We start from the raw sequence: 25,860 nt of genomic DNA, 5'->3' as shown, positions 1-25,860 counted from the left end.
CCACGGTGACGTCCCCACACCGGACCGAACGCTCAACTCCCGCCCTGGACACGGCAACCAGGAGCGATCCACCTCATTGTGTTAGCCGTTGTTAGGGCACGATCCACGTGCCGGTGGTCCTATCTGGGCGGTGTACACGGTAGGCATGCTGCCCGCCCCTGAACCGCATCGGGTGTTCCATCGCAGCCGCCTCGGATGGTTCGCCGAGGCGTGGAAGCCGGGGCGTCCGGCGTAGATCGTGGTCAATCCGGGCAGTCCTTGTGAGGCGTTCCTCCCGGCGGCGCCACCGCACTCCAACACCTGGGCTCAGCACTACCGGACCAATGGCCCCCTGAAAGTCCCCCGCAGGCTGCTCACGCTCCGGGTCGGCGGCCCGCTTCACGGATCCGTCGCCCACGGCCTCGCCTGCGGCGCGCTCCTGTGTGTCAGCAACGACTCCGTCTGGAACGCCATGGCCTGGCACGGCACCGGCTATCTGAACGAGCGCGAGCGGCTTCGCGGGTGGTGGGGCATCACCACCCGCGAGGAGTGGCAGGACTACCTCCGCGACCTCCTCGCCTGCGAGCAGCACAGCTCGGTCTGGGATTTCGCCCTTGATCTGCGCCGGACCATCGCCCGGGATTTCGGCGGGCACGTCGACCTGGGGTACTGGCGGCAGGCGGCCGCCAATGTCATCCGTGCGAAGTCCGAGGGCTCGATCGTGGTGTCCGAAGATGGCGTCACCACAACCGATCCCCGACCGGAGTCCGAGGTCGAGGCCCGCGTCGAGGGTGTGCAGCGGCTCATCGGGCGTATCACCCGCTACGAGGCCCGGATGCGGGCCGACGGTGTGCTCGACGAGAACCGGTACGTGTCGTCCGTCGACGCCTGGGATCTCGGACGCGCCTCGAAGATGGCCCGGTGGGGGCTGGGTGCCCGGTTCGGCACCCTTGCGGAGGCCGAGTCCGCGGTCATTCAGGCGGGGCGGGCCGCTTCCCTGTCCTACAAGTCCTGGCAGGACTTCTCCGCCGGCTACATCCTCGGCCGCTGTCTCCACTTCGATGACGAGGAGTTCGGGGACTGGTATCAGGACATGGTGGAGGCCCACCGGATCCTGATGTCCGACCCTGGCAGTCCTTGGCTCAACATTCCATTCCGGTGACCGTCTCGGCGAACAGCAGCCTCGACGCATCTTCTTGAGAGCCTGGGCAACGAGTGGCAGATCTGTCCCACCGCGGAAACACAGTCACCCTTCTGGCCTGTGCTTTTTTCCCAGACCTTCTGGCGCAAATCTTCCACTCACCGTCTGCGTGGGGCGGGCGGGTCGCTTGTGACGAACGGGGCGGTCGCCGCACCCACTCGACGTGCGGGCCGCCGGCACCCACGGGCCTGCACCCGCTGTTTCCACCCGGCGTGCCGCCACAGCGCGCCCGCGCCCCCTCGGTCAACGGCACGAACGCAGCCCACCCCAGGGGCCAACAGGGCCAAACCGCCCAGTTTCCCCGGGCCGCCCGCTCGCTTCTTCCCCGTGCTGGAGCGAGCCGTGTCAAGGGTCGGCCGCAGGCCGATCGCCGAAGGCGACGCGGACGCGTAGCGGGAGCGCCCTTGACTCGGCTCGCGGAGGCACGACACTGGCCAAGAAGCGGGCGGCCCACTTCAGCCCCGCTCACTCCTCGACGAACAGCTTCGCAGCGTCCGTGGCGTGCACAGCTCGCTGGGCCCACAGCTCAAGTTGGTCCAGATCGGTGCAGGCGCTCACTCGCTCGCGAACAGTCTCGGGCACCGGGATGCCGCGCCACTCCAGGATGCGGAGTGTCATCTCCTGACGATCCTGGATACGGCCCTCCTCACGCACCTGCTCGGCCAGCGGGTGTCGCCAGAAGTACTGGATCGCCGTCATGAGGTCCCTCCACATCTGCTTCGCCTGGGGGTCGGCCAGGCATGAGTCGACGAACTGCACGAAGACCGCGGCACTGTCGGGGTCGATGGTCCGCAGGGCGGATGCCAGGGACTCCAGTATGGCCGCCGCCTGCGGGCCCCGCCCGTGTGTCATGGCCGAGAGCACCGCAAGGGGGACGTCCCGTTCCGCCTGCCGCTCATCTGCGATCACCGGCACGTTGTCCGGGCCCAGCACCAGCGGCCGTACCGTCAGCGAGTGCCAGTCGCGAAAGCCGAGCCTGATCGGGCGTGACGCCCACTTGGCTGTGGCGCTGTTCTGCGTGATGACGATCAGCACCGGCTCGCAGCGGTACTTCTCGTAGAGGTAGGAGAGGTAGTACGGCCAGCTGCCCCGCTTGCGGTCGTCCACCTTCCCCTGTGACTCCACCACCAGGAGATACGTGCCCTCGTCCGTTTCCGCCCGCAGCAGCGTGTCCACCCGCCGTTCGACCGGTTCGATCTCGGTGAGGTCCACGTTCAGCGCGGCGATCTCCCGCGGTTCAGGGAAGGGTACGTGCAGCACGCTCTGTAACGCCCGCGTCAACAGGGCCGGGTCTTTCTGGAAGATCCGGTGCAGCGCCTCATGCGACGAGCCGACCATCAGCTCTCCTTTCCGTCTGATGTGATCAACGAGCTAGGCCGCCGCAAGTTCGCACCACACGAACTTCCCCCGGTTCCCGAACCGGGCCGACGGCTGCCAACCCCAGTAGTCCGAACAGGCCCGGACCAGCGCCAGACCCCGCCCCTCCTCCACCAGCTCGGCGACCTGCTCCAACGGCCGCGGAGGCTCCGGCGGCCCGGGGTCCGTGTCCCACGCCCCGATCCACACCACCCCCTCCACCGACCGACGCACCCTGAGCGCAGCCGGCCCCTTCGTGTGCCGTACGGCGTTCGAGACCAGTTCCGCCGCCAGGAGTTCGGCCGTGTCCACCAGCCCGATCAGGCCATGCACGGTCAGGATCAGGCGCAAGGTGCGGCGGGAGATGGTGACGGCTCTGAGGTCGTTCGGGATGTACAGCGTGTAGTCCCAGGTTTCAGGCATGCGTTAACTCCGTTCAAAGGAAGGGATTTCACGCGCGGTGGCATTACCGCACCCGTCACGGCAGGACGGAGCGGTGCACTTCCGTAGCGTGTGCGTTGCGTCACCGACAGTAGGGGGCATTATTTAGATCTCGCAAGCTGGTCGCGTAATCTGGCCCCGAACGAGTCGCGCCTACAGGTGTGTTGGGAGGGCCAGGCGGTGGCAAAGAGGGTCGAGCCAACGGCGCGTCAGATGCGCTTGGCGGTCGAGTTGCGCAGGCTCCGTGACGCGGCTGGCCTCACATCCCGGGAGGCGGCAGCACTCCTCGGGGTGAGCGCTCCGCAGATCAGCCAGATCGAGTCAGGTCTCGCCGGGGTGAGCGAGAAGCGGCTGCGTCGACTCGCCGCCAATTACTCATGCTCGGACGACGAGTTGATCGAAGCCCTGGCGGCCATGACGAAGGACCGCACGAGGGGCTGGTGGGAGGAGTACCGGGAACTATTGCCCACGCCGTTCCTCGATCTTGCCGAGCTGGAGCACCACGCCACGTTCTTGAAGGAGGTCCAGTTCCTCTTCATTCCTGGGCCCCTTCAGACAGAGGGCTACGCTCGTGCCGTCTTCTCCGACCGTGTTCCCGACCTACCCGCCGAGGAGGTCGAGGTGCGTGTTCGTCACCGGATGCAGCGCAAGGCGACCATCGCAGCCACCCCGTACGAGGCAGTCATCCATGAGGCGGCACTGCGCATCATGGTCAGCGACCGCACCGCCTCACGGACCCAACTCGCCCACGTCCTGGAGACTTCAGAAGCGGAACACGTCACCGTACGTGTCATCCCCTTCCACCTGGAGGGGTTCGCCAGCGCCGCCGGCACCATGACGTACGTGGGAGGCGCCGTGCCGAAGCTGGACACGGTCGTACGCGACGGACCGCATGGAGCGGCCTTCATCGACTCCGAAGCACAGCTGGGTGCTTTTCGAACGCTCTTTCATAAGGTGGAGGATGCGTCGCTCGACCCCGAACGCTCGCGCGACTTCATCCACAGGCTGGCGAAAGAGCTGTGAGGCACTCCATGGGCACCCCCGACAACTGGCGGAAGTCGTCCTACTCCGGGCCGGGCGACGGAGACTCCTGCGTAGAGATCGCGACCGCCCCCACCCGCATAGCCATACGCGACTCCAAGGCCCCAGCCAGAGCAACCCTCACCTTCCCCACCGCATCCTTCACCCCCTTCATCCAAGCCCTGAAGGACACTCACGTCACCCGGCCCACCCAGCCCACCCGGCCCTAAAGCAACCCACCCCCCGCCAAAAACTTCCCGACCCTCACCACCTCGTCCCCCGACAACGGCACCTGCGGCTCCGCCGTCACCGGGCAGGCGATGACGCCCCGCAGATGCAGCGCAGCCTTGAACGCGCCCAGTGCCGAAGAGCTGCCGCCCATCCGCGCCGGATCCCCCACCCCGACCATCCCGAACAGCGCGCACAGCCGGTCCTGTTCGGCCCGGGCAGCCTCCCAGTCGCCCGCCCGGCACAGGCGGTAGAGGCGGACGTACCCGTGCGGGTCCACGTTGGCCAGACCCGGCACCGCCCCGTCCGCGCCCAGTGCCAGTGCCGCGTCGACGATCAGCTCGGAGCCGGTCAGGACGCTGAAGCCGGGGTGGGCGCGGGCGCCGGTGGCGACCTCGCGGAAGGCGGCCAGGTCTCCGCTGGAGTCCTTCAGGCCCGCCAGTACCCCGTCGCCGGCGAGACCGAGCACCACGTCGGCGGGGAGCTTGGTGTGTACGGCGGACGGGATGTCGTAGGCGATCACCGGGACCGGGCTCGCGGCCGCGATCCGGCGGTAGTGGTGGACGATCTCGGCGGGGTGGGTGCGGGCGTAGAAGGGGGCGGTGACGACGATGGCCCGGGCGCCGGCCGCGGTGACCGCCGAGACGTGGTCGAGGACGCGCGGGGTGGTCATGTCGATGGCCCCGGCCAGGACGGGCAGCTGTCCGCCGATGTGGCCCACGACCGCCTCCACCACCTGCCGGCGCTGGCGGTCCGTCAGGAAGGCCGCCTCCGAGGTCGAGCCGAGCAGGAACAGCCCGTGCACCCCGCCCTCCACCAGGTGCTCCACCAGCCTGAGCAGTGAGGGGACGTCCACCTCGCGGTCCGGTGTCAGGGGGGTGCAGACGGGCGGAACGACACCGGTCAGCGGGGCGGGAAGCGTCATCAAGGCTCCTGGGGCAGGTTCTGGCGAACCAGATCGCGGGTCGACCGGTCCTCCTCCACAGGATGGTGACAGCGGTAGCGGTGCCCGGACTGCGACGCGGCCGAGAAGTCCGGCATCGCACTCGCGCAGACCTCGTCGGCCTTCCAGCAGCGGGTGCGGAACGGGCAGCCGCTCGGCGGGCGGGTCGCCGACGGCACCGGGCCGGTCAGCGGGATCGGCTCGATGGGGTCGAGCAGGCCGGGCGTGGCGGAGAACAGGGCGCGGGTGTACGGGTGCCGGGCCTGGTCGGTGACCCGGCCGGCCGGGGTCTCCTCCACGATCCGGCCCAGGTACATGGTGATCACCCGGTCGCTCATCCGCCGTACGGTCTGGATGTCGTGCGAGACGAACACCAGGGCGAGGCCGAGGCGTTCCTTCAGGTCGAGGAGGAGGTTGAGGATCTGGGCTCGGACCGAGACGTCCAGGGCGCTCGTCGGCTCGTCGGCCACGACGAGACCCGGGTCCAGGGCTAGCGCGCGGGCGATGGCGACGCGCTGGCGCTGGCCGCCGGAGAGCTGCCCGGGGAGTGCGTCGGCGAGGGCACGGGGGAGGCCCACCAGGGCCATCAGCTCCCGGACACGGTCCTCCCGCTCGGCCCGCGTGCCGCGTCCGTGGACGTCCAGTGGGTCGCGCAGGACCCTGCGCACCGTCAGCCGGCGGTTCAGGGCCGTCGACGGGTCCTGGAAGATCATGCCGGTGCCCGCGCCGACCGTGGCCCGGCGTTCGGCGGGCGGCATCGACCACAGGTCGCGGCCCTGGTACGACACCGTCCCGGCGGTCGGCCGCTGGATGCCGACCAGCACCTTGGCGAGTGTCGATTTCCCGCAGCCCGACTCGCCGACCACCCCGACCGTCTCGCCGGGCGCCACGGTGAGATCGGCGTCGGTCAGGGCGTACACCCGGTCGCGGGTGAACAGGCCGCCGCTGCGGGCCTTGTGGACGACGTGGGCGCCTTGGACTTCCACGACAGCGGTCACTGCACGGTCTTCTACGGCAGCGGTCACTGCAAGGCCTCCTCGCTCTCCGCCGACGTCAGCTGCACCGCCGGGTGGTGGCAGGCGGCCGTGTGCGTGGGCGTGCCGGTGAGGACCGGTGCGGTCGTGTGGCAGACATCGGTCGCCAGCGGGCAGCGGTCGGCGAAGCGGCAGCCCGCCGGGAAGTCGGCGGGGGACGGTACGACCCCCCTGATCTGCGTCATCCGCTCCTCGGCGGACTCCAGCGAGAGCACGCTGCCGAGCAGGCCGCGCGTGTAGTGGTGGGCCGGTGCCCCCACCAGGTCGGCGGTCACGCCCGTCTCCACGATCTGCCCGCCGTACATCACCACCACCCGGTCGGTGATGTCGGCGACCAGCGCCAGGTCGTGCGAGACGAGGATCAGCGCGAAGCCCAGTTCCTCGCGCAGCCGCAGCAGCAGCTCCATGACCTGGGCCTGCACGGTGACGTCCAGGGCGGTGGTCGGCTCGTCGGCCACGATCAGGGCGGGGTCGCGGGAGAGGGCCATGGCGATCAGGACGCGCTGACGCTGGCCGCCGGAGAGTTCGTGCGGGTAGCTGCGCAGCGTGCGGTCCGGGTCGAGGCCGACCAGCGACAACAGCTCGTACGGGCTGCGGCGGCCACCGCGCCGTACGAGCTGTTTCAGCTGGGCGCGGATGGTCATCGCCGGGTTCAGGGAGGAGAGGGCGTCCTGATAGACCATCGCCATCTCGTGGCCGAGCAGGCGCCGTCGTACGCGCATCGGTTCGGCGAGCAGGTCACGCTGGTGGAAGCGCACCTGGCCGCGCACCCGGGCCTCCTTCGGCTGCAGGCCCATGACGGTGAGCGCCGTCAGTGACTTGCCGCAGCCCGACTCGCCCACCAGGCCCAGCACCTCGCCGGGGTGCACCTCGAAGCTGACCCCGTCCACGATGTCCACGCCCCGGTGCCGGTCCGGGAAGCCGATGGCGAGGTTCTCCACCGCGAGCACCGGTGGTCCGGCACGGTCGGGCAGGGGGCGGGCCCGGGAGCGCAGGCGGCGGGCGGCCTCCGCCAGGCCGGGGAGTGGGAGCACGTCGCCGGGCTCCGGAGCCTCCAGCCGGTCCTCGGGCGCGGCGACCTCCCGGGCGGCCGGGGCGGCCCACGCGTCCGAGACGCCCTCGGAGAGGATGTTCAGGGACAGGACGGTGAGCAGGATCAGCAGCCCGGGGAAGACGGTCGCCCACCAGCCGCCGGTCAGCACCATGTTCTTGCCGTCGGCGATGACACTGCCCCAGGACGGGTCCGGGGGCCGCACGCCCGCGCCGATGAAGGACAGGGACGCCTCGAAGACGATGGCCTCGGCGACCTGGACCGTGCAGAACACCAGCACCGGCGCGGCACAGTTGACGGCCACGTGCCGCAGCACGATGTGCGGCGTGCGGGCACCTATCACGCGTTCCGCCGTGACGTAGTCCTCGCCGTACTGGTCGAGGACGTTCGCCCGGACGACCCGGGCCACCGGCGGGGTGAACAGGAAGGCGATCGCGCAGATCAGCACGCCGATCCCGCCGCCGAAGACGGCGACCAGCACGGCCGCGAGCGCGATGCCCGGGAACGCCATCACCACGTCCAGACAGCGCATCAGCGTCTCGTCCACGGACTTGCGCGAGGTGGCCGCGAGCGCCCCGAGCAGCGCCCCGGCGACCAGCGCGAGCGCGGTCGCGCCCAGCCCGATCGCCAGCGACCAGCGGGCGCCGTACATCAGCCGGCTCAGGATGTCCCGGCCGAGGCTGTCCTGGCCCATCCAGTGCGCGGCCGACGGGTGTCCGGTGCCGTCGACCGGGTCCTGCTGGTCGAGCGGGTCGTGCGGGGCGAGCACCGGGGCGAGTACGGCGACCAGGACGACCAGGGCCAGGAAGCAGACGGCGACCTTCGACAGCGACGGCAGCCGGCGCCGGCCGCGGAGCCGGACGCCGGGCCGGGAGAGCCGCTCGGTGAGTTCGGCGCGCGTGACCATCAGGCCGCCCTCAGACGTGGGTTGACGAGCAGGTAGAGGATGTCGATGACGAGGTTGACGACGACGAACCCGGTCGCGGTGGTCAGCACGACCCCCTGGACGACGGCCGGGTCGCCGTTCTGCACGGCGTCGATCATCAGCTTGCCCATGCCGGGCAGCGAGAAGATCGTCTCGATGACGACGGCACCGCCGAGCAGATAACCGACGCGCAGGCCGAGCACGGTGAGCGGATTGACCAGGGCGTTTCTGAGGACGTTCCGGCCCACGACCACCCGGGGCGGCAGCCCGCTGCCGATCGCCGTGCGCACGTAGTCCTTGTCCAGCTCCTCCACCACCGACGTCCGCACGATCCGGGTCAGCTGGGCGGCCACCGGCAGGGACAGCGCGAACGCGGGCAGGGCCATCGTCTTCAGCCAGCCGGTGAAGGAGTCGGCCGGGTTGATGTAGCCGCCGGTCGGGAACCAGCCCCGGTCCACCGCCAGGTACTGGATCATCAGCAGCGCCAGCCAGAAGCCGGGCGCGGCGACCCCGACGAGGGAGACGACCCGGATGACCTGGTCCGGCAGCCGGTCGCGGTACACGGCTGCGGTGACGCCACCCGCCAGCGCCAGCACGACCGCGACGCCGAGGCCGAGGAAGGTCAGCTGGAGGGTGAGCGGCAGCGCGGTGGTGACCTGGTCGACGACCGGGGCCCGGGTCAGGGCGCTGGTGCCCAGGTCGCCGTGGAGCAGGTCGCCGACGAAGTGGACGTAGCGCACCGGCAGCGGGTCCAGCAGGCCGTTGCGTTCCCTGAAGTCGTGCAGCTGCTGCGGGGTCGGGTTCGCGCCCTGGAAGAACGCGGACGCCGGGTCGACGTCCGAGAACCGCATCACCAGGAACACGAACAGCACGATCCCGAGCAGCAGCGGCACCAGCAGGGTGACGCGGCGGAGCAGGATCCGTACGACAGCCGTCATGCCGTCAGGTCCACTGGGCTTGCAGGAGGTTGATGCCCGGGTAGGGCTGCGGCCTTATCCCGGCGAGCTTGCGCGGGTCCCAGGCGGTCATCAGCTCGTTGTGGACGACCGGGTAGAGCACGGCCTGCTCGGCGACGACGTCGACGTAGTCCTGGATCATCGCCTTCTTCTTCGCCGGGTCCGGCTCCCGGGTCGCCCGGTCCATGTCCTTGAAGAGCTGCCCCGCGACCGGGTCGTCGGCCCACCGCGTGTACTGCATCCACAGGTTCTGGGGGCCGTAGTTGTAGTGCATGATCAGGTCGGCGTCGAGCCCGAACTGGTTGGGGTTCGAGGCCGCGGCCACCACCTGGTAGTCCTGCTTCTGGTCCATCTTGGTGAACACGGCCGTGGTCTCCTGCGGCGCCAGGGTCGTCTCCACGCCGATCGCGTCCCAGGAGGACTTGATGGTCGGCAGACAGTCCACGATCCAGCTGACGTTCACGGCGAGGATCTCGATCTTCAGGCCCTTGACCCCGGCGGCCCTCAGCAGCGCCTTCGCCTTCGCGGGGTTGTAGTCGTAGACGGTCCTGGCCCGCCGGTAGCTGGGGTTGCCCTCGTTGAGGAACGACGACGCGGGCTTGCCGTGCCCCTTCAGCGCGACCTGCACCATCTTCTCGGTGTCGATCGCGTAGTGCAGTGCCTGCCGCACCCGCACGTCGTCGAAGGGCTTGTGCCTGGTGTTGAACATCAGGAACAGGTTGTTCATCCCGGCGCCGCCCGCGACCTTCAGACCGCCCTGCTCCAGGCGGGGGATGTTGGCGTAGGGGATGTTGTCGGCGATCTGCGCGCCCGCGCCGGTGCCGGAGATCTTCGCCACGCGCGGGGCCGCGTCCACGATCGTCAGCCAGTTCATCCGTTTGAAGGCGGGCCTGCGCGGGCCGTTGTAGGCCGCGAACGCCTCGAAGGTGGTGTTCGACTTCGGGTGGTGCGCGGTCTGCCGGTACGGCCCCGAGCCCACCGCGAGCCCCTTGATCGCGTCGTCCCAGGCACCCGGCCTGGAGAACACGTGCTTGGGCATGATCTTGGCCAGCGTCAGCCGGGCGAGCCCGTCCGGGAAGGGGAACTTCAGGACCAGCTCGACGGTCTTCGCGTCGACCTTGCGCGCCTCCTGCAGCCAGCTCACGAAGAAGCCCTTGGCGAGGGTCTGGGTCTTCGGGTCCAGGATCCGCTCGAAGACGAAGACGACGTCGTCGGCGGTGACGGGCTTCCCGTCGTGGAAGGTCGCACCGGAGCGCAGCGTGAACCGCCAGGTCGTGGCGTTCGGGTCCTTCGGCACCTCGGTGGCGAGCGCCGGGTACGGCACCCGGGAGATCGGGTCGGTGTCGAGCAGCCCCTCGTAGATGTGGTTGTTCGCGGCCATGGCGAACGCCGACGCCGTCTGCGTCGGATCCCAGCTGCCGTCGTTGCCGTACCCGATCACCGCGGTCAGCGTGCGGTCCTTGCCGCTGCCCCCGCTCCCGGTGTCGTTCGTGGACTCCGGGCCGGAGGAGCAGCCCGCGAGCACCGGCGGAAGGGCGGCGGCCGCGCCTAGTGCCCCCGTGTACTTCAGGAACGACCGGCGGCGCGGTGCCGGCACGTCGTGGGTCACGTCGTCGCGCACGGTTCCTCCAGCGGGGTCGGGGGGAGGGGGAGGTACGACGTCCTACGTCCGATCGGTCAGCGTGACCATAAGAGCGCCTGTGGGGGCGGTCAAGAGATCGCACACGAATGGCGTAGCCGCCACAGGTCGCACCAATGACAGGGTGAAATGCCCTCGGCAGGGGGTGAGTTGACACAGCTCACCGGGCAGCGCGGAGCGCACCGGGCAGGGCAGACTCCGGCCGAGTGTAGGCACGCTGGGCCACCAGTGGCATGCGAAGCGTGAAATTGCCGGGGGCAGGGGAGCCACCGGAGGTGGACGCGATGAAACTCCCCGTCGGCTCCTGTGCCGTCGACACCCGTACCGGACGCCTCGGCATCGTCATGGGGCACGAAGGGCCGTACGTCCAGCTGCGACCGTACGGCGGCGGGCGGGAGTGGGACGCGAGACCGGAGGCCGTCCGCCAGGCCACCCAGGCCGAGCGACTGAGCGCGGCGACGGCCCACGCCAATGCGCGCAGCCGCGGCGAGGTGCCTTGAAGAGAGCGGGCAGAATGGAGCCATGAGTCTGTTCCGGGACGACGGCATCGTCCTGCGCACCCAGAAGCTCGGAGAAGCGGACCGCATCATCACGCTGCTCACGCGCGGTCACGGGCGGGTGCGTGCCGTGGCGCGCGGGGTGCGGCGGACCAAGTCGAAGTTCGGGGCCCGGCTGGAGCCGTTCTCCCACGTCGACGTGCAGTTCTTCGCACGGGGCAGTGAGCTGGTCGGGCGCGGGCTGCCGCTGTGCACGCAGAGCGAGACCATCGCTCCGTACGGTGGCGGGATCGTGACCGACTACGCGCGCTACACCGCCGGCACGGCCATGCTGGAGACCGCCGAGCGGTTCACGGACCACGAGGGCGAGCCGGCCGTGCAGCAGTACCTGCTGCTGGTGGGCGCCCTGCGCACCCTCGCCCGGGGCGAGCACGCCCCGAACCTCGTCCTCGACGCCTTCCTGCTGCGCTCGCTGGCCGTCAACGGCTACGCGCCCAGCTTCGGCGACTGCGCCAAGTGCGGAATGCCCGGTCCGAACCGCTTCTTCTCGGTGGCCTCCGGCGGCTCCGTCTGCGTCGACTGCCGGGTGCCCGGCAGCGTCGTACCCTCGCCGCAGACCCTGGTACTCCTCGGCGCGCTGCTTACGGGAGACTGGGAGACGGCGGACGCGTGCGAGGCGCGCTACGTCCGGGAGGGCAGCGGGCTGGTGTCCGCCTACCTGCACTGGCATCTGGAGCGCGGACTGCGCTCCCTCCGCTACGTGGAACAGTGAGCAAGGGAGACGAGAAGCACATGGTCGTACGCGGGATCCTGGGCCGCCAGCGCCGCGAGTACAAGTCGCCGGAGCCGCACCCGTCCGGTGCCCGCGCACCGAAGCTCCCGGGCGAGCTGGTGCCGAACCACGTGGCGATCGTCATGGACGGCAACGGCCGCTGGGCCAAGGAGCGCGGGCTGCCCCGCACCGAGGGCCACAAGGTCGGCGCCGAGCGGGTGCTCGACGTGCTGCAGGGCTCCATCGAGATCGGCGTCCGCAACATCTCCCTGTACGCCTTCTCGACCGAGAACTGGAAGCGCTCGCCCGACGAGGTCCGCTTCCTGATGAACTTCAACCGCGACTTCATCCGCAAGACCCGCGACCAGCTCGACGAGCTGGGCATCCGGGTGCGCTGGGTGGGCCGTATGCCCAAGCTGTGGAAGTCGGTCGCCAAGGAGCTGCAGGTCGCCCAGGAGCAGACCAAGGGCAACGACCTGCTCACGCTGTACTTCTGCATGAACTACGGCGGCCGTGCCGAGATCGCCGACGCCGCGCAGGCGCTCGCCGAGGACGTGAAGGCGGGCCGCCTCGACCCCTCCAAGGTCAACGAGAAGACCCTCCAGAAGTACATGTACTACCCGGACATGCCGGACGTGGACCTGTTCCTGCGCCCCAGCGGCGAGCAGCGCACCTCCAACTACCTGCTCTGGCAGAGCGCGTACGCCGAGATGGTCTTCCAGGACGTGCTCTGGCCCGACTTCGACCGCCGCGACCTGTGGCGGGCCTGCATGGAGTTCGCCTCCCGCGACCGCCGCTTCGGCGGGGCCGTCCCGAACGAGGAACTCCTCGCCATGGAAGCCGCGATGAAGGGTGACGCCACCTCCTAGCCATCGGCGGTTCACGCGGGCCGCCGAGGATGCGGGACTCATGAGACGTCTCACGCCTGTCCTCGCCCTCGGCGCCCTGCTGCTCACCGCGCTGCCGGCCCACGCGTCCGACGGTCCCGCGCACCGGGACTCCTACGGCACCAAGGCGCCCTACACGCCCGAGCAGAACCCGCGCACCTACCAGCGGACCCCCGCCGGCTACACCCCCGTCTTCACCGAGAACGTCTCCCGGCACGGCTCCCGAGCCGCCACCGACAGCGAGGACGGCGACCTGATCCTCGCCCTGTGGGACAAGGCGCAGGAGCAGGGACAACTCACCCGCAAGGGCGAGGAGTTCGGGCCGACGGTACGGGCCCTGCAGGCCGCCATGGCGCAGGTCGGCTACGGCAACCTCAGCGGACGCGGCAAGCAGGAGCTGAAGGACACGGCCGCGCGCATGCAGCAGCGGCTGCCCTCCCTGTTCGGGAAGATCGCCGCGGACGGCGAGAAGATCGACGTGGTCAGCTCCGGCCAGGGCCGGGCCGTCGACAGCGGCACCGCCTTCACGGGCGCGCTGGCCGAGGCCGACCCGGCGCTGGGGCCGCTGATCGGGCCCACCCGCACCGACAAGGACCTGCTGTACTTCCACAAGGCGGCGGGCGGCGCGGCCTACCGCGACTACATCGCGCACGACCGGCGCCTCGCGGACACCCTGAAGTCGATCACCGACCAGCCCCGGACGCACGAGGTCGCCCGCGGCGTCCTGCGCAGGATCTTCAAGGACGACTTCGTCGACCGGATCGCCGACCAGGTTCCGGCCGCCCAGGCCGTCTACAACCTGTACGCCATCGCGCCCGCGATGAGCGAGGAGAGCCCCGACGGGCGCGGCTGGGGCATGGAGCGGTACATCTCCCGCTCGGACGCGGCCTGGTTCGGGTACCTCGGCGACGCCGAGGACTTCTACGAGAAGGGTCCCGGCTTCGCCGACAGCGACATCACCTACAAGATGGCCGGCGTCCTCCTGGACGACTTCTTCAAGCAGGTGGAGGCCGAGCGGGACGGCACCAGCGACCTCGGCGCCGAACTGCGCTTCACCCACGCCGAGGAGATCATCCCGCTGGCCGCGCTGATGGGCCTGCCCGGCAGCACCGAGCCGGCGACACCCGGGAAGCCGTACACCTACGCCGACAACCCCTGGCGCGGTGCCTCCGTGTCCCCCCTGGGTGCCAACATCCAGTGGGACGTCTTCCGGAACAACGGCGACGACTACCTGGTCCGCATGCTCTACAACGAGAAGGAGACGGCGTTCAAGGCGGGCTGCCGTCCCATCGCCAAGGGCAGCGCCTTCTACGACCTGGACGAACTGGAGCGGTGCTTCGGGCGCGACTGATCAACCCTGAGGCTGATCAGCGCTTCGCGGCGCACTCCGCACACGTGCCGAAGATCTCCACGGTGTGCGCCACGTTGACGTAGCCGTGTTCCGCCGCGATGGCCTCGGCCCACTTCTCCACCGCGGGGCCCTCGACCTCGACCGCCTTGCCGCAGCCGCGGCAGACGAGGTGGTGGTGGTGTTCGCCGGAGGAGCAGCGGCGGTAGACGGACTCGCCGTCGGAGGTGCGCAGGACGTCGACCTCACCGGCGTCGGCGAGGGACTGCAGGGTGCGGTAGACCGTCGTCAGGCCGACCGAGTCGCCCTTGTGCTTGAGCATGTCGTGCAGTTCCTGCGCGCTGCGGAACTCGTCGACCTCGTCGAGGGCCGCCGCCACGGCTGCGCGCTGCCGGGTGGAGCGGCCCTTCACGGGCGGTCCAGCGGTCGTCACCGTCGTCTCCTCACGTCTCGCGTCTGCCCGGGCCATTGTGCCAGCCCGGGCTGTGCGCGGTCAGACGCCGACCTCGTCGCCCGCCCCTCGCGTGGCCGGAATCGAGCACTCCGCGGGGTCGCCCGCGGGCTGTGCCGCGGCGGCCGCGCGGGCGCGTCGGCGGGCCAGCGGGGTGGCCAGGGCGGTGAGGACGACGAACGCCCCGATGGTCAGCAGGACGATCGTCGCACCGGGCGGAACGTCCTGGTAGAACGAGGTGACCGTGCCGCCGATCGACACGGTGACGCCGATGGCGACGGCGATCGCGAAGGTCGCGGCGAAGCTGCGGGTGAGCTGCTGCGCGGCGGCGACCGGTACGACCATGAGCGCGGAGACCAGGATCAGGCCGACCACCCGCATGGCGACGGTCACCGTGACCGCCGCCGTGACGGCGGTGAGCAGGTTCAGGGCGCGCACCGGCAGCCCGGTGACCCGCGCGAACTCCTCGTCCTGGCTGACCGCGAACAGCTGGCGGCGCAGTCCGAGGGTCACGGCGACCACGAACGCGGCGAGGATCATGATCGCGGTCACGTCCGAGGGGGCGACCGTCGACAGCGAGCCGAACAGGTACGACATCAGGTTGGCGTTGGAGCCGCCGGGAGCGATGTTCACGAACATCACGCCGCCGGCCATGCCGCCGTAGAAGAGCATCGCGAGAGCGATGTCTCCGCGGGTCCTGCCGTACCAGCGGATCAGTTCCATCAGCACCGAGCCGAGCGCGGCGACGGCCGTGGCCATCCACACCGGCGAGGCGTTCAGCAGGAAACCGAGGCCGACGCCGGTCATCGCCACGTGCCCGATGCCGTCGCCCATCAGGGGCTGGCGGCGCTGGACGAGGTAGATGCCGATCGCGGGCGCGGTGATGCCGACCAGGACGGCGGCGATGAGCGCCCGCTGCATGAAGGCGTAGTCGAGGAGGTCCATCAGCTCAGCAGTCCCGTGCGGAGAGGTTCGGTGCCCGCGGGTGCGTGCGGGTGTACGTGGTCGTGGCCGGGCAGGGCGTGCTGGCCGACCGCCTGCGGGGGCGGGCCGTCGTGCAGCACGCAGCCGTCGCGCAGGACGACCGCCCGGTCGATCAGGGGCTCCAGCGGGCCCAGTTCGTGCAGGACCAGCAGGACCGTCGTACCGGCCGCGACCTGCTCGCGGAGCGTGCGCGCGAGCACCTCCTGGCTGGCCAGGTCGACGCCCGCCATCGGCTCGTCCATGATCAGCAGCTGGGGCTCGGCGACCAGGGCGCGGGCGATCAGCACCCGCTGGTGCTGGCCGCCGGAGAGCGCGGTCACCGAGTCCTTGGCCCGGTCCGCCATGCCGACCAGCTCCAGGGCGCGCTGTACGGCCGCCCGGTCCGCCTTGCGGAAGACGCCGAAGCGGGTGCGGGCCAGGCGGCCCGAGGAGACGATCTCGGTCACCGTGGCCGGGACGCCGCCCGCGGCCGTGGTGCGCTGCGGCACGTACCCCACGCGCGCCCAGTCCCGGAAGCTGCTGCGCGGGGTGCCGAACAGCTCGATCGAGCCGCCGCTGACCGGCACCTGGCCGATGACGCTGCGCACCGCCGTCGACTTGCCGGAACCGTTCGCGCCGAGCAGCGCGACGACCTCGCCGCGGCGCACGGTGAGATCGATGCCGCGCAGGACCGGGCGCGAGCCGAGTTCCGCGCTCACCCCGCGCATGGCGATGACGGGCTCGCCCATGGTGTCGTCCTCCGTGCCGGTCACTTGGCGCCCAGGGCCTGCTGGAGGGCCTTGAGGTTGGCCTCCTGGACCGAGAAATAGTCGGTGCCCCGGGACTTCTTCGTGATGCCCTCGATCGGGTCGAGGACGTCCGTCCTCAGGCCCGCGTCACCCGCGACGGTCTTCGCGGTCTTGCCGCTGACGAGCGTCTCGTAGAAGACGGTGGTGACGCCGTCTGCCTTGGCCATCGTCTCCAGGTCCTTCACGCGCGCGGCGCTGGGCTCCGACTCGGGGTCGAGGCCGCTGATGGCCTCCTCGGTGAGGCCGTAGCGCTCGGCGAGGTAGCCGAAGGCGGCGTGCGTGGTGATGAAGACCTTGGTCCTCGTGTTCGCGAGGCCGTCCTTGAACCGCGTGTTCAGGTCGTCCAGCTTCTTGACCAGCGCCGCGGTGTTCTTCCGGTAGTCGGCCGCGTGGTCCGGGTCGGCCTTCTCGAAGGCCTTGCCGACGCCCTCGGCGACCTGGGCGTAGCGCACCGGGTCGAGCCAGAGGTGCGGGTCCTTGCCGCCGGACTCCTCGCCCTCGTGCGTGTCGTGCGCGGCCGCGTGGCCGCCGACCTCGTTGCCGTGCTCCTCCAGCGTGGTCAGCGAGGCCGCGTCGATCTTCGTCCGCACCGGGGACTGGGCCACCGCGGCGTCGACGGAGGGCTGGAGGTTCTTCAGGTACAGGACCGCGTCGGACTCCTCGAGACCGGCGATCTGCTGCGGGCTGATCTCCAGGTCGTGCGGTTCCTGGCCGGGGGTGGTCAGCGTGGTGACGTGGACGTGGCTGCCGCCGATCCGCTCGGCGAGGAAGGCCATCGGATAGAACGACGCGACGACGTCGAACTTGCTCGTGTTGCCCGCGGCGCTCGCGCCGGAGCAGGCGGAGAGGGTGGCGAGGCCGAGGGCGGTGACCGCGGTCGTCGCCACCGCGGGTATGAGCTGTCGTCGTACGTTCATGACAGTCATTTTCAACAAACATGGAAACCGTTGTCAACAAGGCTTGTGAGAGGCTCAAGGTGGGGGGCCGATTTGGCCGTGGGGGAGGCTGCGCCGGTAACCTGAATCATTCGCTGGAAGCATCTCGCTTCAACGCCCGTCGTCGTAATGAAGAGAGCACCGTGGCCGCCGACAAGATCGACACCATCGTCAGCCTGAGCAAGCGCCGTGGCTTCGTTTTCCCCTGCAGTGAGATCTACGGCGGACAGCGTGCCGCCTGGGACTACGGACCGCTGGGTGTCGAGCTCAAGGAGAACATCAAGCGCCAGTGGTGGCGCTACATGGTGACGTCGCGCGAGGACGTCGTCGGTATCGACTCGTCCGTCATCCTGGCCTCCGAGGTCTGGGTCGCCTCGGGCCACGTCGCCACCTTCACCGACCCGCTGACCGAGTGCACCTCGTGTCACAAGCGGTTCCGCGCCGACCACCTGGAAGAGGCGTACGAGGAGAAGAAGGGCCACGCCCCGGCGAACGGCCTGGCCGACATCAACTGCCCGAACTGCGGCAACAAGGGCCAGTTCACCGAGCCCAAGCAGTTCTCGGGTCTCCTCTCCACCCACCTCGGCCCGACCCAGGACTCCGGCTCCGTCGCCTACCTGCGTCCCGAGACCGCCCAGGGCATCTTCACCAACTTCGCCCAGGTGCACACCACTTCGCGCAAGAAGCCGCCGTTCGGCATCGCCCAGATGGGCAAGTCCTTCCGCAACGAGATCACGCCCGGCAACTTCATCTTCCGCACCCGCGAGTTCGAGCAGATGGAGATGGAGTTCTTCGTCAAGCCGGGCGAGGACGAGAAGTGGCAGGAATACTGGATGGAGCAGCGCTGGAACTGGTACACCGGCCTGGGTCTCCGTGAGGAGAACATGCGCTGGTACGAGCACCCGCAGGAGAAGCTCTCCCACTACTCCAAGCGCACCGCCGACATCGAGTACCGCTTCCAGTTCGGCGGCAGCGAGTGGGGCGAGCTGGAGGGCGTCGCCAACCGCACCGACTACGACCTCGGCGCCCACGCCAAGGCCTCCGGCCAGGACCTCTCCTACTTCGACCAGGAGGCCGGCGAGCGCTGGACTCCGTACGTCATCGAGCCCGCGGCCGGCGTCGGCCGCACGATGCTGGCCTTCCTGCTCGACGCCTACGTCGAGGACGAGGCGCCCAACGCCAAGGGCAAGATGGAGAAGCGCACCGTGCTGCGCCTGGACCACCGCCTGGCCCCGGTGAAGGCCGCGGTGCTCCCGCTGTCCCGCAACCCCGAGCTGTCCCCGAAGGCCAAGGGTCTCGCCCAGGCGCTGCGCCAGCACTGGAACATCGAGTTCGACGACGCCGGCGCCATCGGCCGCCGCTACCGTCGCCAGGACGAGATCGGTACGCCGTACTGCGTCACCGTCGACTTCGACACGCTCGAGGACAACGCGGTGACGGTCCGCGAGCGCGACACGATGAAGCAGGAGCGTGTCTCGCTGGACCAGATCGAGGGCTACCTCGCCAGCCGCCTGCTGGGCTGCTGACCCACAGCTCGTCCCGGTGCCGGGCCCCTGTCCACAGGGGCCCGGCACCGCTGTGTTTCACAGGTCCAGGTCCACGAACAGCGCCGCGTGGTCGGAGGCCGCGTTGCCCTTCGACGTGACGGTGTCGAAGGACTTGATGCCCTCCGCGAACAGGCCGCGGGTCTCCAGCCCGACGTGCTGCACCTCGGGCCACAGCGGCGGCGGGAGCAGCAGGTAGTCGAGCTTGTCGCGCTCGCTCTTGCAGTCCCCGTGGGTGCCGGGCAGCCCGCGATAGGCGTGGTGCGTCATCACGTCCCGCAGATCGGTTTCCCCCAGCTCCACGGCCGGCGCGCTGTTCGGCTCGTCGTTGAGGTCCCCGGCGACCACGACGTGCGGGGTACGCTCCAGCGCGGCGCGATAGATCTCCACGACCTGCCTCGCCTGGGCCAACCGCAGGTCCGGGTCGTCATGGGACTTGCTCTTGAGGTGATTGCCGAGGATCACGAGCGGCGTGCCGTCGAGCTGGATCTCGAACTCGGGGCAGTCACGGCTGAAGAGGCGCTGGTCGGGGCGTTCCGGGTGGGTGTCGAAGACGTGGGTCCGGACGGACGTGATCGGGTGCCGGCTGAAGATCCCGATGTCGATGCCGCGGGGGTCGTTGCCGTCGATCAGCAGGTTGTAGGGGTACGGCCGCCTGCCGAGCGCCCCCTGAAGGACCTGCGTGTTGAAACGCTCCAGGGCGAGCCGGTCCTCGACCTCCACGGTGAGCAGGATGTCGGCGTCGACCTCCGACACCACCCGCCCGGTGTTGCGCACCGTGTCCAGGTCCAGGTCGTCCTGTCCCAGTTCGGCCCAACCGGCCCATGCGGCACGGCCCTTGGCGGTGACCTCGACCGTGGTGTTCTTCCCCGACCCGGACGTCTTGAACAACCCGGAGCCCTTGCCCGGGCGAGACTGGTTGATGAAGATCAGCGGCGGGTCCTGCGGGTCGATGCCGAACGCCCGGTACTTCGTGATGAGCCGGGCGATCTCCGCCTTGTCGGCGTCCTGATACACCGGCAGGTCGAGGAGAGTGACCAACTTGGCGAAGTCACCGAGGACGTCCTCGCGATCGGCCGGGTTCGAGAGGCGGAAGGCCGTGGGCCGGCGGAAGAGGTTCTCCATGTTGAAGGTGGCGATACGGATGCTCATCGCGGGCCTCCCCGGCGGCGCATGAGCACCGCACGGCCGACGGCAGGCGCCGCCTGAGAGACTGCGCGCCGGCACTCCCATTCTCCGAGCCCCGCCGAACCGTGTCCAACGGAGCCGGTCCTTTCGAATTGGTCCTCCATGAAGGCCCGGGATTGGCTCTGTCCGGGGATCACCCGGGTCACCAGGGTGGCCTCATGAGCCTTGCCTTCCTGCTGACCACCCTGGTGGTCGTCGCCACCCCGGGTACCGGCGTCGTCTACACCCTCGCCGCCGCCCTGTCCCACGGCCGCCGGGCGAGCGTGGTCGCCGCGTTCGCCTGTGCGCTCGGGATCGTGCCGCACGTCCTCGCCACCGTCACCGGGCTCGCCGCGCTGCTGAACGCGAGCGCGGCCGCCTTCCAGATCCTCAAGTACGCCGGTGTGGCCTATCTGCTGTACATGGCGTGGGCGACGCTGCGGGACAAGGAGGCGATCGTCGTCGAACGGGACAGCGGGCCCCGGTCGGCGACGCAGGTGATCGTCAGGGGCGTGCTGATCAATCTGCTCAACCCCAAGCTGACGATCTTCTTCTTCGCCTTCCTGCCCCAGTTCGTCAGCCCCGACGAGCCGCACGCGCTCCCGCGCATGCTGGTCCTGAGCGGCGTCTTCATGCTGCTGACCTTCGTCGTCTTCGCCCTGTACGGGGTGCTGGCCGCCTCCGTGCGCCGTCACGTCACGTCCCGGCCCAGGGTCATGGCCTGGCTGCGACGGAGCTTCGCCGGGTCCTTCCTCGCACTCGGCGCCAAACTCGCCCTCACCGCCCGCTGAAAGGCGGCTGCCGGAGCTGATGGCGCAGCAGGGTCGTCAGCGGCCCTGAAGCGCCTTCACGTTGTCGCCGAAGGTCCAGTTCTTCGATCCGTCCCAGTTGATCGACCAGGTCATCAGGCCCTTGAGCGAACTGCCGTAGTGCTTCCAGGCCTGGGAGACCAGGGACGGTGACATGTAGCCGCCGCCCGCGCCCGACTGCGCCGGCAGGCCCGGCACCTGCTTGTCGTACGGCACCTTGACGGTCGTGCCCTGCACCACCAGGCCCTTGTCGAGGCAGTCGGTCTGGGCGGTGAAGCCCGCGACGGTGCCCGCCGAGTAGGAGTCGCCCGAGCAGCCGTACATGCTGCCGTTGTAGTACTGCATGTTCAGCCACCACAGCCGGCCGTTGTCCGCGTACTTCTTGATGATCGGCAGGTACGCGCCCCAGATCGAGCCGTAGGTGATGCTGCCGCCGGTGACATAGGCGGTCTCCGGGGCCATCGTCAGGCCGAAGTTGGACGGCATCCGGGCGAGAACGCCGTCGATGATGCGGATCAGGTTGGCCTGGGACGCGGACGGCTGGGCGATGTTCCCGCTGCCGACCAGACCGGTCTCGATGTCGATGTCGATGCCGTCGAAGTTGTACTTCTTCAGGATCGGGACGATGGTCGCCACGAACCGGTCGGCGACCGCGCTGGAGGAGAGGTCGATGCCGGCCGCCGCGCCGCCGATCGACAGCAGTATGGTCTGGCCGGACGCCTTGGCCGCGCACATCTCCGCGGGCGTGGCCACCTTCACGCCGCTGTCCATGCCGTCCTCCCACAGGGCCGTGCCGTCCGAACGGATCACCGGGAAGGCCGCGTTGACGACGTTGTAGCCGTGCGCGGGGATGCGGGAGTCGGTGATGGGGGTCCAACCGAAGGGCGGGTGGACGCCGTTGGCCGAGCCGTCCCAGTTCTCCCAGTAGCCCTGGAGCACCTTTCCGGCCGGGCGGGACTTCACGGCGCAGGTGTCGGCGGCCGAGGCGGTGGGAGCGGCGGCGACCGCGAGGGGGGCGAGGACGGCCGTGGTGAGCGCTGCGGTGAGCAGCCTGAGCGTGCGGCGGAGCATGCGGATCCTCCCGGTGGGGGTGCGGTGAGGTGTCGTAGGCATGTCGGTGCGTCATGCGTGGGGGTGTGCTGTCCATGACAGTGCATGTGGTCCAGACCTCTCGTCAATAGGTCTGGACCAAGCTGGGGCCAACTGGCGATCCGGGGAGGGTCGGCGAGGGCTGACAAGTATGGACTGACAGATATTGAAATCTGTCATCTGTCATGGCAAGGTGGAGGGCATGACGATGCGAACCCGAACCCTCGGAACCACCGGCCCCCAGGTCTCCGCCCTCGGCCTCGGCTGCATGGGCATGTCCGCGCTGTACGGCGACGCCGACCGCGCGGAGTCCGTCGCGACCATCCACGCCGCCCTGGAGGCCGGCGTGACGCTGCTGGACACCGGCGACTTCTACGGCATGGGCCACAACGAGATGCTGATCGGCGAGGCCCTGCGCTCCGCGCCCGCCGCCCGGCGCGAGCAGGCACAGGTCAGCGTGAAGTTCGGCGCCCTGCGCGGCCCCGACGGCGACTGGACCGGCTACGACGGCCGCCCCGCCGCGGTGAAGAACTTCGCCGCCTACTCCCTGCAGCGCCTCGGCGTCGACCACATCGACGTCTACCGGATCGCCCGCCTCGACCCGGACGTGCCGATCGAGGAGACCGTCGGCGCCATCGCCGAACTGATCGAGCAGGGATACGTCCGACACGTCGGCCTGAGCGAGGTCGGCGCCGAGACCGTCCGGCGGGCCGCCGCCACCGCGCCGATCGCGGACCTGCAGATCGAGTACTCCCTCATCTCCCGCGGCATCGAGGCGTCGATCCTGCCGGTCACCCGTGAACTGGGCATCTCCGTCACCGCGTACGGAGTCCTCTCCCGCGGCCTGATCTCCGGCCACTTCCCCCGCGACCGGCAGCTGGCGGCGAACGACTTCCGCGCCTACTCGCCCCGTTTCCAGGGCGACAACCTCCAGCACAACCTGAACCTGGTCGACGCACTCCGCAAGATCGCCGAGCAGAAGGGCGTGACGGTCGCGCAGATCGCCATCGCCTGGGTGCTCTCCCGCGGCGAGGACATCGTGCCGCTGATCGGCGCCCGCACCCGCGAGCGGCTGAGCGAGTCGCTGGGCGCGCTGGACGTGACCCTGGACGAGGCCGACCTGACGGCGATCGAGCAGGCCGTACCGGCGGACGCCGCGGCCGGCGACCGCTACCCGGCCGCCGCCATGGCCCACCTCGACAGCGAGCGCTGACCATGGCGCCCGGTACGGTCTAGGCATGGCACCGCCCACCGAGACCCTGACCGCCGAGCGCATCCTCGCAGCGACCGAGGAGGTGCTGCGCCGGCACGGCCCGGCCAAGGCCACCGTGGTCGACGTGGCCCGCGCGCTCGGCGTCAGCCACGGCAGCGTCTACCGGCACTTCCGTACCAAGGCGGCGCTGCGCGAGGCGGTGACCAAGCGGTGGCTGGACCGGACGTCGGAGCAGCTCGCCGACATCGTCACCGCGGGCAGCACCCCCGAGCACCGGCTGCGGGCCTGGCTTGGGGCCTTGTTCGAGGCCAAGCGGCACAAGGCCGGCGACGACCCCGAACTGTTCGCCACCTACACGGTGCTGGCCGACGAGAACGGCATGGCGGTCGGCGAGCACATCACCGACCTGACGGGCCAGCTCACCCGGATCATCCAGGACGGTGTCGCCGTCGGCGTCTTCACCGCCCCCGATCCGGCCGCCGCCGCCCGCGCGGTCTTCCAGGCCACGGGCCGCTTCCACGACCCGTGCTACGCCCGTGAGTGGGAGCAGCCCGGGGTCGAGGAGGAGTTCACCGCGGTGGTGGATCTGCTGGTGCGGGGCCTGCGGCCCTAGCCTCAAGACGCTGGTCTGATCCTGCTGTCCCGCCCTTGCCCAGCGAGGATCCCGGCTCGTTCACCGTGCCCTGGCCGCTGCAGGGGGTCATCAGGGGCGGCACGGTGAATCCGTCGGCTGGTGCGTCCAGGTGCCGTCTGCCAGGGCTGCCACGACGTGTTGCTTAATGGCGGCACGCCGGGCACCGGAAACGAGTGACAGGGGGAGGAAGCCGTCGCGCTCCTCGTACGGGCGCAGCACGGCACGGATGAAGGCGTACTCGGACGGGTGCCGTTCCACCAGGAGCCGGCTGGCTTCCGCCTTGGCCTCGGTCAGGGCGATCACCTGCGGCTGTTCGCGCGCTCGCTCGCGCAGTGCCTGGGTGATCTGGCGGACGTACCGCTTGCACTCCAGGCGCCGCTGCTGGACCGCCGCGAGGAACCGGCGGGCGTTGAGCACCCCGGTCGCCTCCGCCGGGGGGAGCGCGTAGAAGTCGTCCGGGAGGGTTCCCAACGCGTGCGGAGTCTGGGCGCGAGCCGCTTTCACCGTCATCTCGCCCAGCTCCGCCAGGGCGCTCTCCCAGCGTCCCAGCAGTAGCGGATGCCGCAGCGCCGGGTTGCGTCCTTCCTGGTCCTTGGCGTCGTCGGCCGCGGCGAGTCTTGTGTGGGTGTCGGTAGCGGCGAGCAGGGCGTCGACGTCCGCGGTGCGCGGCGCAGTGAGCCGACCGCGTGCCCAGGCGTACTCGATCTGCTCGTACACGTCGCGGAACGAGGGGTCCTTGGGTACGTCGTCCACGTTCCGTCGAGCACGCTCCTGGTGCAGAAGCTCCGCGTATTCGTCCGGAAACGCGTTCCGTAGCCAGCCCTCGGCGGTCAGGCGGGAGCTCGTTCCGCTCTTGCGTTCCGTGCTGTTGTGGAAGTCGGTGCGGCGCAGCTTCTTGACCAGGACACCGGCCTCGTTGGTGCGGAGCCGCACGCGACGCAGTCGGCGCTCGGTGACCTCCAGACGCGGGTCGCCGGTATAGCGCATCCGTTCGGTGGCGACCTGGAGTTCTCCGCAGGCGCAGAGCAACGCGTCCTGCCAGTCCAGTCGCCATTCCGCCTTCCGCAGCAGTCGGCGGGTGCGCTGCGGAATGTAGCCATTGGTGGCTTCCGCGACGGCTGCGGTGACGAGGTTGTCGAAACGGTCGCTGATCAGTGTTTCGAGCTCGTCCGTCGGAAGGTGTTCGACATCGGCCAGTCGTAGCCGTTCCCCCATGCGCACCTGCTTTCGACCCGCTTCGCCGCCCCACGATGGCCGCGGTTGCCACCGTCCCCGGTCAGCCTAACGAGCTTCACCGGTAACGGTGTTGGAACCGCCCGCCGTGCTCCGCCAGAAGTCCCGCATCAGCGGCGTCAATGTCGGATCGGCCATCCCCACCTGGGTGAGGAGCAGCTTGACCGTGCCGGTGGCCGGGACTAGGTGGGCCGTGGTGCCGGTGACGTCGACCCAGCCGTAGCGGCCGAGCACGTTCCAGGGCTCGGCCGGGGTGACGTCGACCCGGCCGCCGTAGCCCCAGCCCTGACCCTGCAGGAAGAGGCGGCCGATCTCCCGCTGGCGCTGATGTGATTGCATGCGGCCCGCCGAGGTGGGCGACAGCAGGCGCCGGCCGTTCGCCTCGTCGGTGACCAGCAGCATGCGGGCGAAGGCCAGGCAGTCGTCGGCCGTCGAGACGAGGCCCCCACCGCCGGAAGTCATCGCCCGTGCCCGGTCCGTCAGCGGGGCGGCTGCCCGCTGCCCGCCGGGTCCACCGTCGCCTGATGGGCCTCGGCCAGATGTTCCTCCGCCTTCAGCCAGGGCAGGAACTGGGCGCTCTTGCGCCAGCCGCAGGTGTCGCATCTGATCGTGCGCTGCACACCCGTGCGCTGCACCCGGACCACGTGCTCCCGGCCGTGCTGGTCCCAGCGGCTGACCTTGCTCGTGCTGTTGTCCTGCGGCATGACGCCTCCCCGCGTCCGGCACACCTCGACGG

General features: G+C 69.9%; 27 protein-coding genes. 11 read left to right on the top strand and 16 right to left on the bottom strand.

The annotated features are described in order from the left end of the window. Positions 1 to 238: 238 nt before the first annotated feature. Positions 239 to 1,141 carry a DUF1266 domain-containing protein gene (locus tag ACFY3C_RS33405; RefSeq protein WP_390773437.1) on the top strand — a complete coding sequence of 301 codons (903 nt, stop codon included), beginning with the start codon at positions 239 to 241 and terminating at the stop codon, positions 1,139 to 1,141. Positions 1,142 to 1,645: 504 nt separating this feature from the next. On the opposite strand, the gene ACFY3C_RS33400 is transcribed toward ACFY3C_RS33405, so the two are convergent. Both ACFY3C_RS33400 and ACFY3C_RS33395 read right to left on the bottom strand, forming a co-directional pair. Continuing rightward, the gene (locus ACFY3C_RS33400) at positions 1,646 to 2,518 is read right to left on the bottom strand and encodes a hypothetical protein (protein WP_390773436.1); all 873 of its coding nucleotides are present in this window, start codon (positions 2,516 to 2,518) and stop codon (positions 1,646 to 1,648) included. 33 nt (positions 2,519 to 2,551) lie between these two features. Continuing rightward, complete coding sequence (locus tag ACFY3C_RS33395; protein WP_390773435.1) at positions 2,552 to 2,959, bottom strand: ATP-binding protein; 408 nt, start codon at positions 2,957 to 2,959, stop codon at positions 2,552 to 2,554. A gap of 198 nt (positions 2,960 to 3,157) precedes the next feature. On the opposite strand from ACFY3C_RS33395, the gene ACFY3C_RS33390 reads away from it, so the two are divergent. Together ACFY3C_RS33390 and ACFY3C_RS33385 are read left to right on the top strand one after the other, a co-directional pair. Beyond that, entirely contained in the window at positions 3,158 to 4,000 is an 843-nt protein-coding gene (locus ACFY3C_RS33390) for a helix-turn-helix domain-containing protein (protein ID WP_390773434.1), read from the top strand. Positions 4,001 to 4,008: 8 nt separating this feature from the next. Continuing rightward, positions 4,009 to 4,227, top strand: a complete 219-nt coding sequence (locus tag ACFY3C_RS33385) for a DUF397 domain-containing protein (RefSeq protein ID WP_390773433.1) — start codon at positions 4,009 to 4,011, stop codon at positions 4,225 to 4,227. Here ACFY3C_RS33385 and ACFY3C_RS33380 read toward each other — a convergent pair. Genes ACFY3C_RS33380 through ACFY3C_RS33360 form a run of 5 tightly spaced genes read right to left on the bottom strand, consistent with a single transcriptional unit; the run spans position 4,224 to position 10,755 of the window. Beyond that, complete coding sequence (locus ACFY3C_RS33380) at positions 4,224 to 5,150, bottom strand: dihydrodipicolinate synthase family protein (RefSeq protein ID WP_390773432.1); 927 nt, start codon at positions 5,148 to 5,150, stop codon at positions 4,224 to 4,226. The genes ACFY3C_RS33385 and ACFY3C_RS33380 overlap by 4 nt on opposite strands. Beyond that, the gene (locus tag ACFY3C_RS33375) at positions 5,150 to 6,166 is read right to left on the bottom strand and encodes an oligopeptide/dipeptide ABC transporter ATP-binding protein (protein WP_390773431.1); all 1,017 of its coding nucleotides are present in this window, start codon (positions 6,164 to 6,166) and stop codon (positions 5,150 to 5,152) included. The genes ACFY3C_RS33380 and ACFY3C_RS33375 overlap by 1 nt, the downstream gene beginning before the upstream one ends. Before the next feature lie 23 nt (positions 6,167 to 6,189). Then, positions 6,190 to 8,160: a dipeptide/oligopeptide/nickel ABC transporter permease/ATP-binding protein gene (locus ACFY3C_RS33370; protein ID WP_390773430.1), complete on the bottom strand. Its 1,971-nt coding sequence runs from the start codon at positions 8,158 to 8,160 to the stop codon at positions 6,190 to 6,192. Then, positions 8,160 to 9,116 carry an ABC transporter permease gene (locus ACFY3C_RS33365; protein WP_390773429.1) on the bottom strand — a complete coding sequence of 319 codons (957 nt, stop codon included), beginning with the start codon at positions 9,114 to 9,116 and terminating at the stop codon, positions 8,160 to 8,162. The genes ACFY3C_RS33370 and ACFY3C_RS33365 overlap by 1 nt, the downstream gene beginning before the upstream one ends. Positions 9,117 to 9,120: 4 nt before the next feature. Further along, on the bottom strand, positions 9,121 to 10,755 hold the full coding sequence (locus ACFY3C_RS33360; RefSeq protein WP_390773428.1) for an ABC transporter substrate-binding protein: 1,635 nt from the start codon (positions 10,753 to 10,755) through the stop codon (positions 9,121 to 9,123). Positions 10,756 to 11,057: 302 nt separating this feature from the next. On the opposite strand from ACFY3C_RS33360, the gene ACFY3C_RS33355 reads away from it, so the two are divergent. Genes ACFY3C_RS33355 through ACFY3C_RS33340 form a run of 4 tightly spaced genes read left to right on the top strand, consistent with a single transcriptional unit; the run spans position 11,058 to position 14,280 of the window. After that, the gene (locus ACFY3C_RS33355; protein ID WP_386571959.1) at positions 11,058 to 11,273 is read left to right on the top strand and encodes a hypothetical protein; all 216 of its coding nucleotides are present in this window, start codon (positions 11,058 to 11,060) and stop codon (positions 11,271 to 11,273) included. 22 nt (positions 11,274 to 11,295) lie between these two features. After that, positions 11,296 to 12,042 carry a DNA repair protein RecO gene (recO, locus tag ACFY3C_RS33350; protein WP_386571960.1) on the top strand — a complete coding sequence of 249 codons (747 nt, stop codon included), beginning with the start codon at positions 11,296 to 11,298 and terminating at the stop codon, positions 12,040 to 12,042. A 20-nt stretch (positions 12,043 to 12,062) separates the two neighbouring features. Further along, positions 12,063 to 12,911 carry an isoprenyl transferase gene (locus tag ACFY3C_RS33345; protein WP_386572457.1) on the top strand — a complete coding sequence of 283 codons (849 nt, stop codon included), beginning with the start codon at positions 12,063 to 12,065 and terminating at the stop codon, positions 12,909 to 12,911. Between the two features lie 40 nt (positions 12,912 to 12,951). After that, on the top strand, positions 12,952 to 14,280 hold the full coding sequence (locus ACFY3C_RS33340) for a histidine-type phosphatase (protein WP_390773427.1): 1,329 nt from the start codon (positions 12,952 to 12,954) through the stop codon (positions 14,278 to 14,280). 16 nt (positions 14,281 to 14,296) lie between these two features. On the opposite strand, the gene ACFY3C_RS33335 is transcribed toward ACFY3C_RS33340, so the two are convergent. The 4 genes from ACFY3C_RS33335 to ACFY3C_RS33320 are packed head-to-tail and all read right to left on the bottom strand — an operon-like array spanning position 14,297 to position 17,417. Continuing rightward, positions 14,297 to 14,710: a Fur family transcriptional regulator gene (locus ACFY3C_RS33335; RefSeq protein WP_386571962.1), complete on the bottom strand. Its 414-nt coding sequence runs from the start codon at positions 14,708 to 14,710 to the stop codon at positions 14,297 to 14,299. Between the two features lie 60 nt (positions 14,711 to 14,770). Further along, positions 14,771 to 15,673 (bottom strand): metal ABC transporter permease, encoded by a 903-nt coding sequence (locus ACFY3C_RS33330; RefSeq protein WP_386571963.1) that lies wholly within the window; start codon positions 15,671 to 15,673, stop codon positions 14,771 to 14,773. Beyond that, positions 15,673 to 16,440: a metal ABC transporter ATP-binding protein gene (locus ACFY3C_RS33325; protein ID WP_386571964.1), complete on the bottom strand. Its 768-nt coding sequence runs from the start codon at positions 16,438 to 16,440 to the stop codon at positions 15,673 to 15,675. Before ACFY3C_RS33325 ends, ACFY3C_RS33330 begins: the two co-directional genes overlap by 1 nt. 20 nt (positions 16,441 to 16,460) lie before the next feature. Then, positions 16,461 to 17,417 (bottom strand): metal ABC transporter substrate-binding protein, encoded by a 957-nt coding sequence (locus ACFY3C_RS33320; RefSeq protein ID WP_390773426.1) that lies wholly within the window; start codon positions 17,415 to 17,417, stop codon positions 16,461 to 16,463. 161 nt (positions 17,418 to 17,578) lie between these two features. On the opposite strand from ACFY3C_RS33320, the gene ACFY3C_RS33315 reads away from it, so the two are divergent. Continuing rightward, positions 17,579 to 18,961 (top strand): glycine--tRNA ligase, encoded by a 1,383-nt coding sequence (locus ACFY3C_RS33315; protein ID WP_386571966.1) that lies wholly within the window; start codon positions 17,579 to 17,581, stop codon positions 18,959 to 18,961. Positions 18,962 to 19,018: 57 nt separating this feature from the next. Here the strand turns inward: ACFY3C_RS33315 and ACFY3C_RS33310 are convergent, their stop codons facing one another. Beyond that, a complete protein-coding gene (locus ACFY3C_RS33310) occupies positions 19,019 to 20,131 on the bottom strand; it encodes an endonuclease/exonuclease/phosphatase family protein (RefSeq protein ID WP_390773425.1) in 1,113 nt (370 codons plus the stop codon). Positions 20,132 to 20,325: 194 nt separating this feature from the next. Between ACFY3C_RS33310 and ACFY3C_RS33305 the strand changes: the two genes are divergently transcribed. After that, on the top strand, positions 20,326 to 20,937 hold the full coding sequence (locus tag ACFY3C_RS33305; RefSeq protein WP_390773424.1) for a LysE family translocator: 612 nt from the start codon (positions 20,326 to 20,328) through the stop codon (positions 20,935 to 20,937). Between the two features lie 36 nt (positions 20,938 to 20,973). On the opposite strand, the gene ACFY3C_RS33300 is transcribed toward ACFY3C_RS33305, so the two are convergent. After that, positions 20,974 to 22,026 carry a chitinase gene (locus ACFY3C_RS33300; RefSeq protein WP_390773423.1) on the bottom strand — a complete coding sequence of 351 codons (1,053 nt, stop codon included), beginning with the start codon at positions 22,024 to 22,026 and terminating at the stop codon, positions 20,974 to 20,976. Between the two features lie 220 nt (positions 22,027 to 22,246). Here ACFY3C_RS33300 and ACFY3C_RS33295 point away from each other — a divergent pair, with 220 nt between their 5' ends. Next, the gene (locus ACFY3C_RS33295; protein ID WP_386571970.1) at positions 22,247 to 23,257 is read left to right on the top strand and encodes an aldo/keto reductase; all 1,011 of its coding nucleotides are present in this window, start codon (positions 22,247 to 22,249) and stop codon (positions 23,255 to 23,257) included. A 25-nt stretch (positions 23,258 to 23,282) separates the two neighbouring features. Beyond that, positions 23,283 to 23,870 carry a TetR/AcrR family transcriptional regulator gene (locus ACFY3C_RS33290; protein ID WP_390773422.1) on the top strand — a complete coding sequence of 196 codons (588 nt, stop codon included), beginning with the start codon at positions 23,283 to 23,285 and terminating at the stop codon, positions 23,868 to 23,870. A 90-nt stretch (positions 23,871 to 23,960) separates the two neighbouring features. Here ACFY3C_RS33290 and ACFY3C_RS33285 read toward each other — a convergent pair whose 3' ends face one another. The 3 genes from ACFY3C_RS33285 to ACFY3C_RS33275 form a co-directional block, all read right to left on the bottom strand. Further along, a complete protein-coding gene (locus tag ACFY3C_RS33285) occupies positions 23,961 to 25,106 on the bottom strand; it encodes a hypothetical protein (RefSeq protein WP_390773421.1) in 1,146 nt (381 codons plus the stop codon). Between the two features lie 66 nt (positions 25,107 to 25,172). Beyond that, positions 25,173 to 25,586: a hypothetical protein gene (locus ACFY3C_RS33280; RefSeq protein ID WP_390773420.1), complete on the bottom strand. Its 414-nt coding sequence runs from the start codon at positions 25,584 to 25,586 to the stop codon at positions 25,173 to 25,175. Between the two features lie 17 nt (positions 25,587 to 25,603). Next, a complete protein-coding gene (locus ACFY3C_RS33275; RefSeq protein ID WP_390773419.1) occupies positions 25,604 to 25,828 on the bottom strand; it encodes a hypothetical protein in 225 nt (74 codons plus the stop codon). Positions 25,829 to 25,860 lie beyond the last annotated feature (32 nt).

Origin of the sequence: Streptomyces sp. NPDC001410, assembly GCF_042895235.1 — a bacterium.
Taxonomy (GTDB): Bacteria; Actinomycetota; Actinomycetes; order Streptomycetales; family Streptomycetaceae; genus Streptomyces.
The sequence above is the reverse complement of the archived record's forward strand: the minus strand, read 5'-3'. Positions and strand labels throughout refer to the sequence as shown.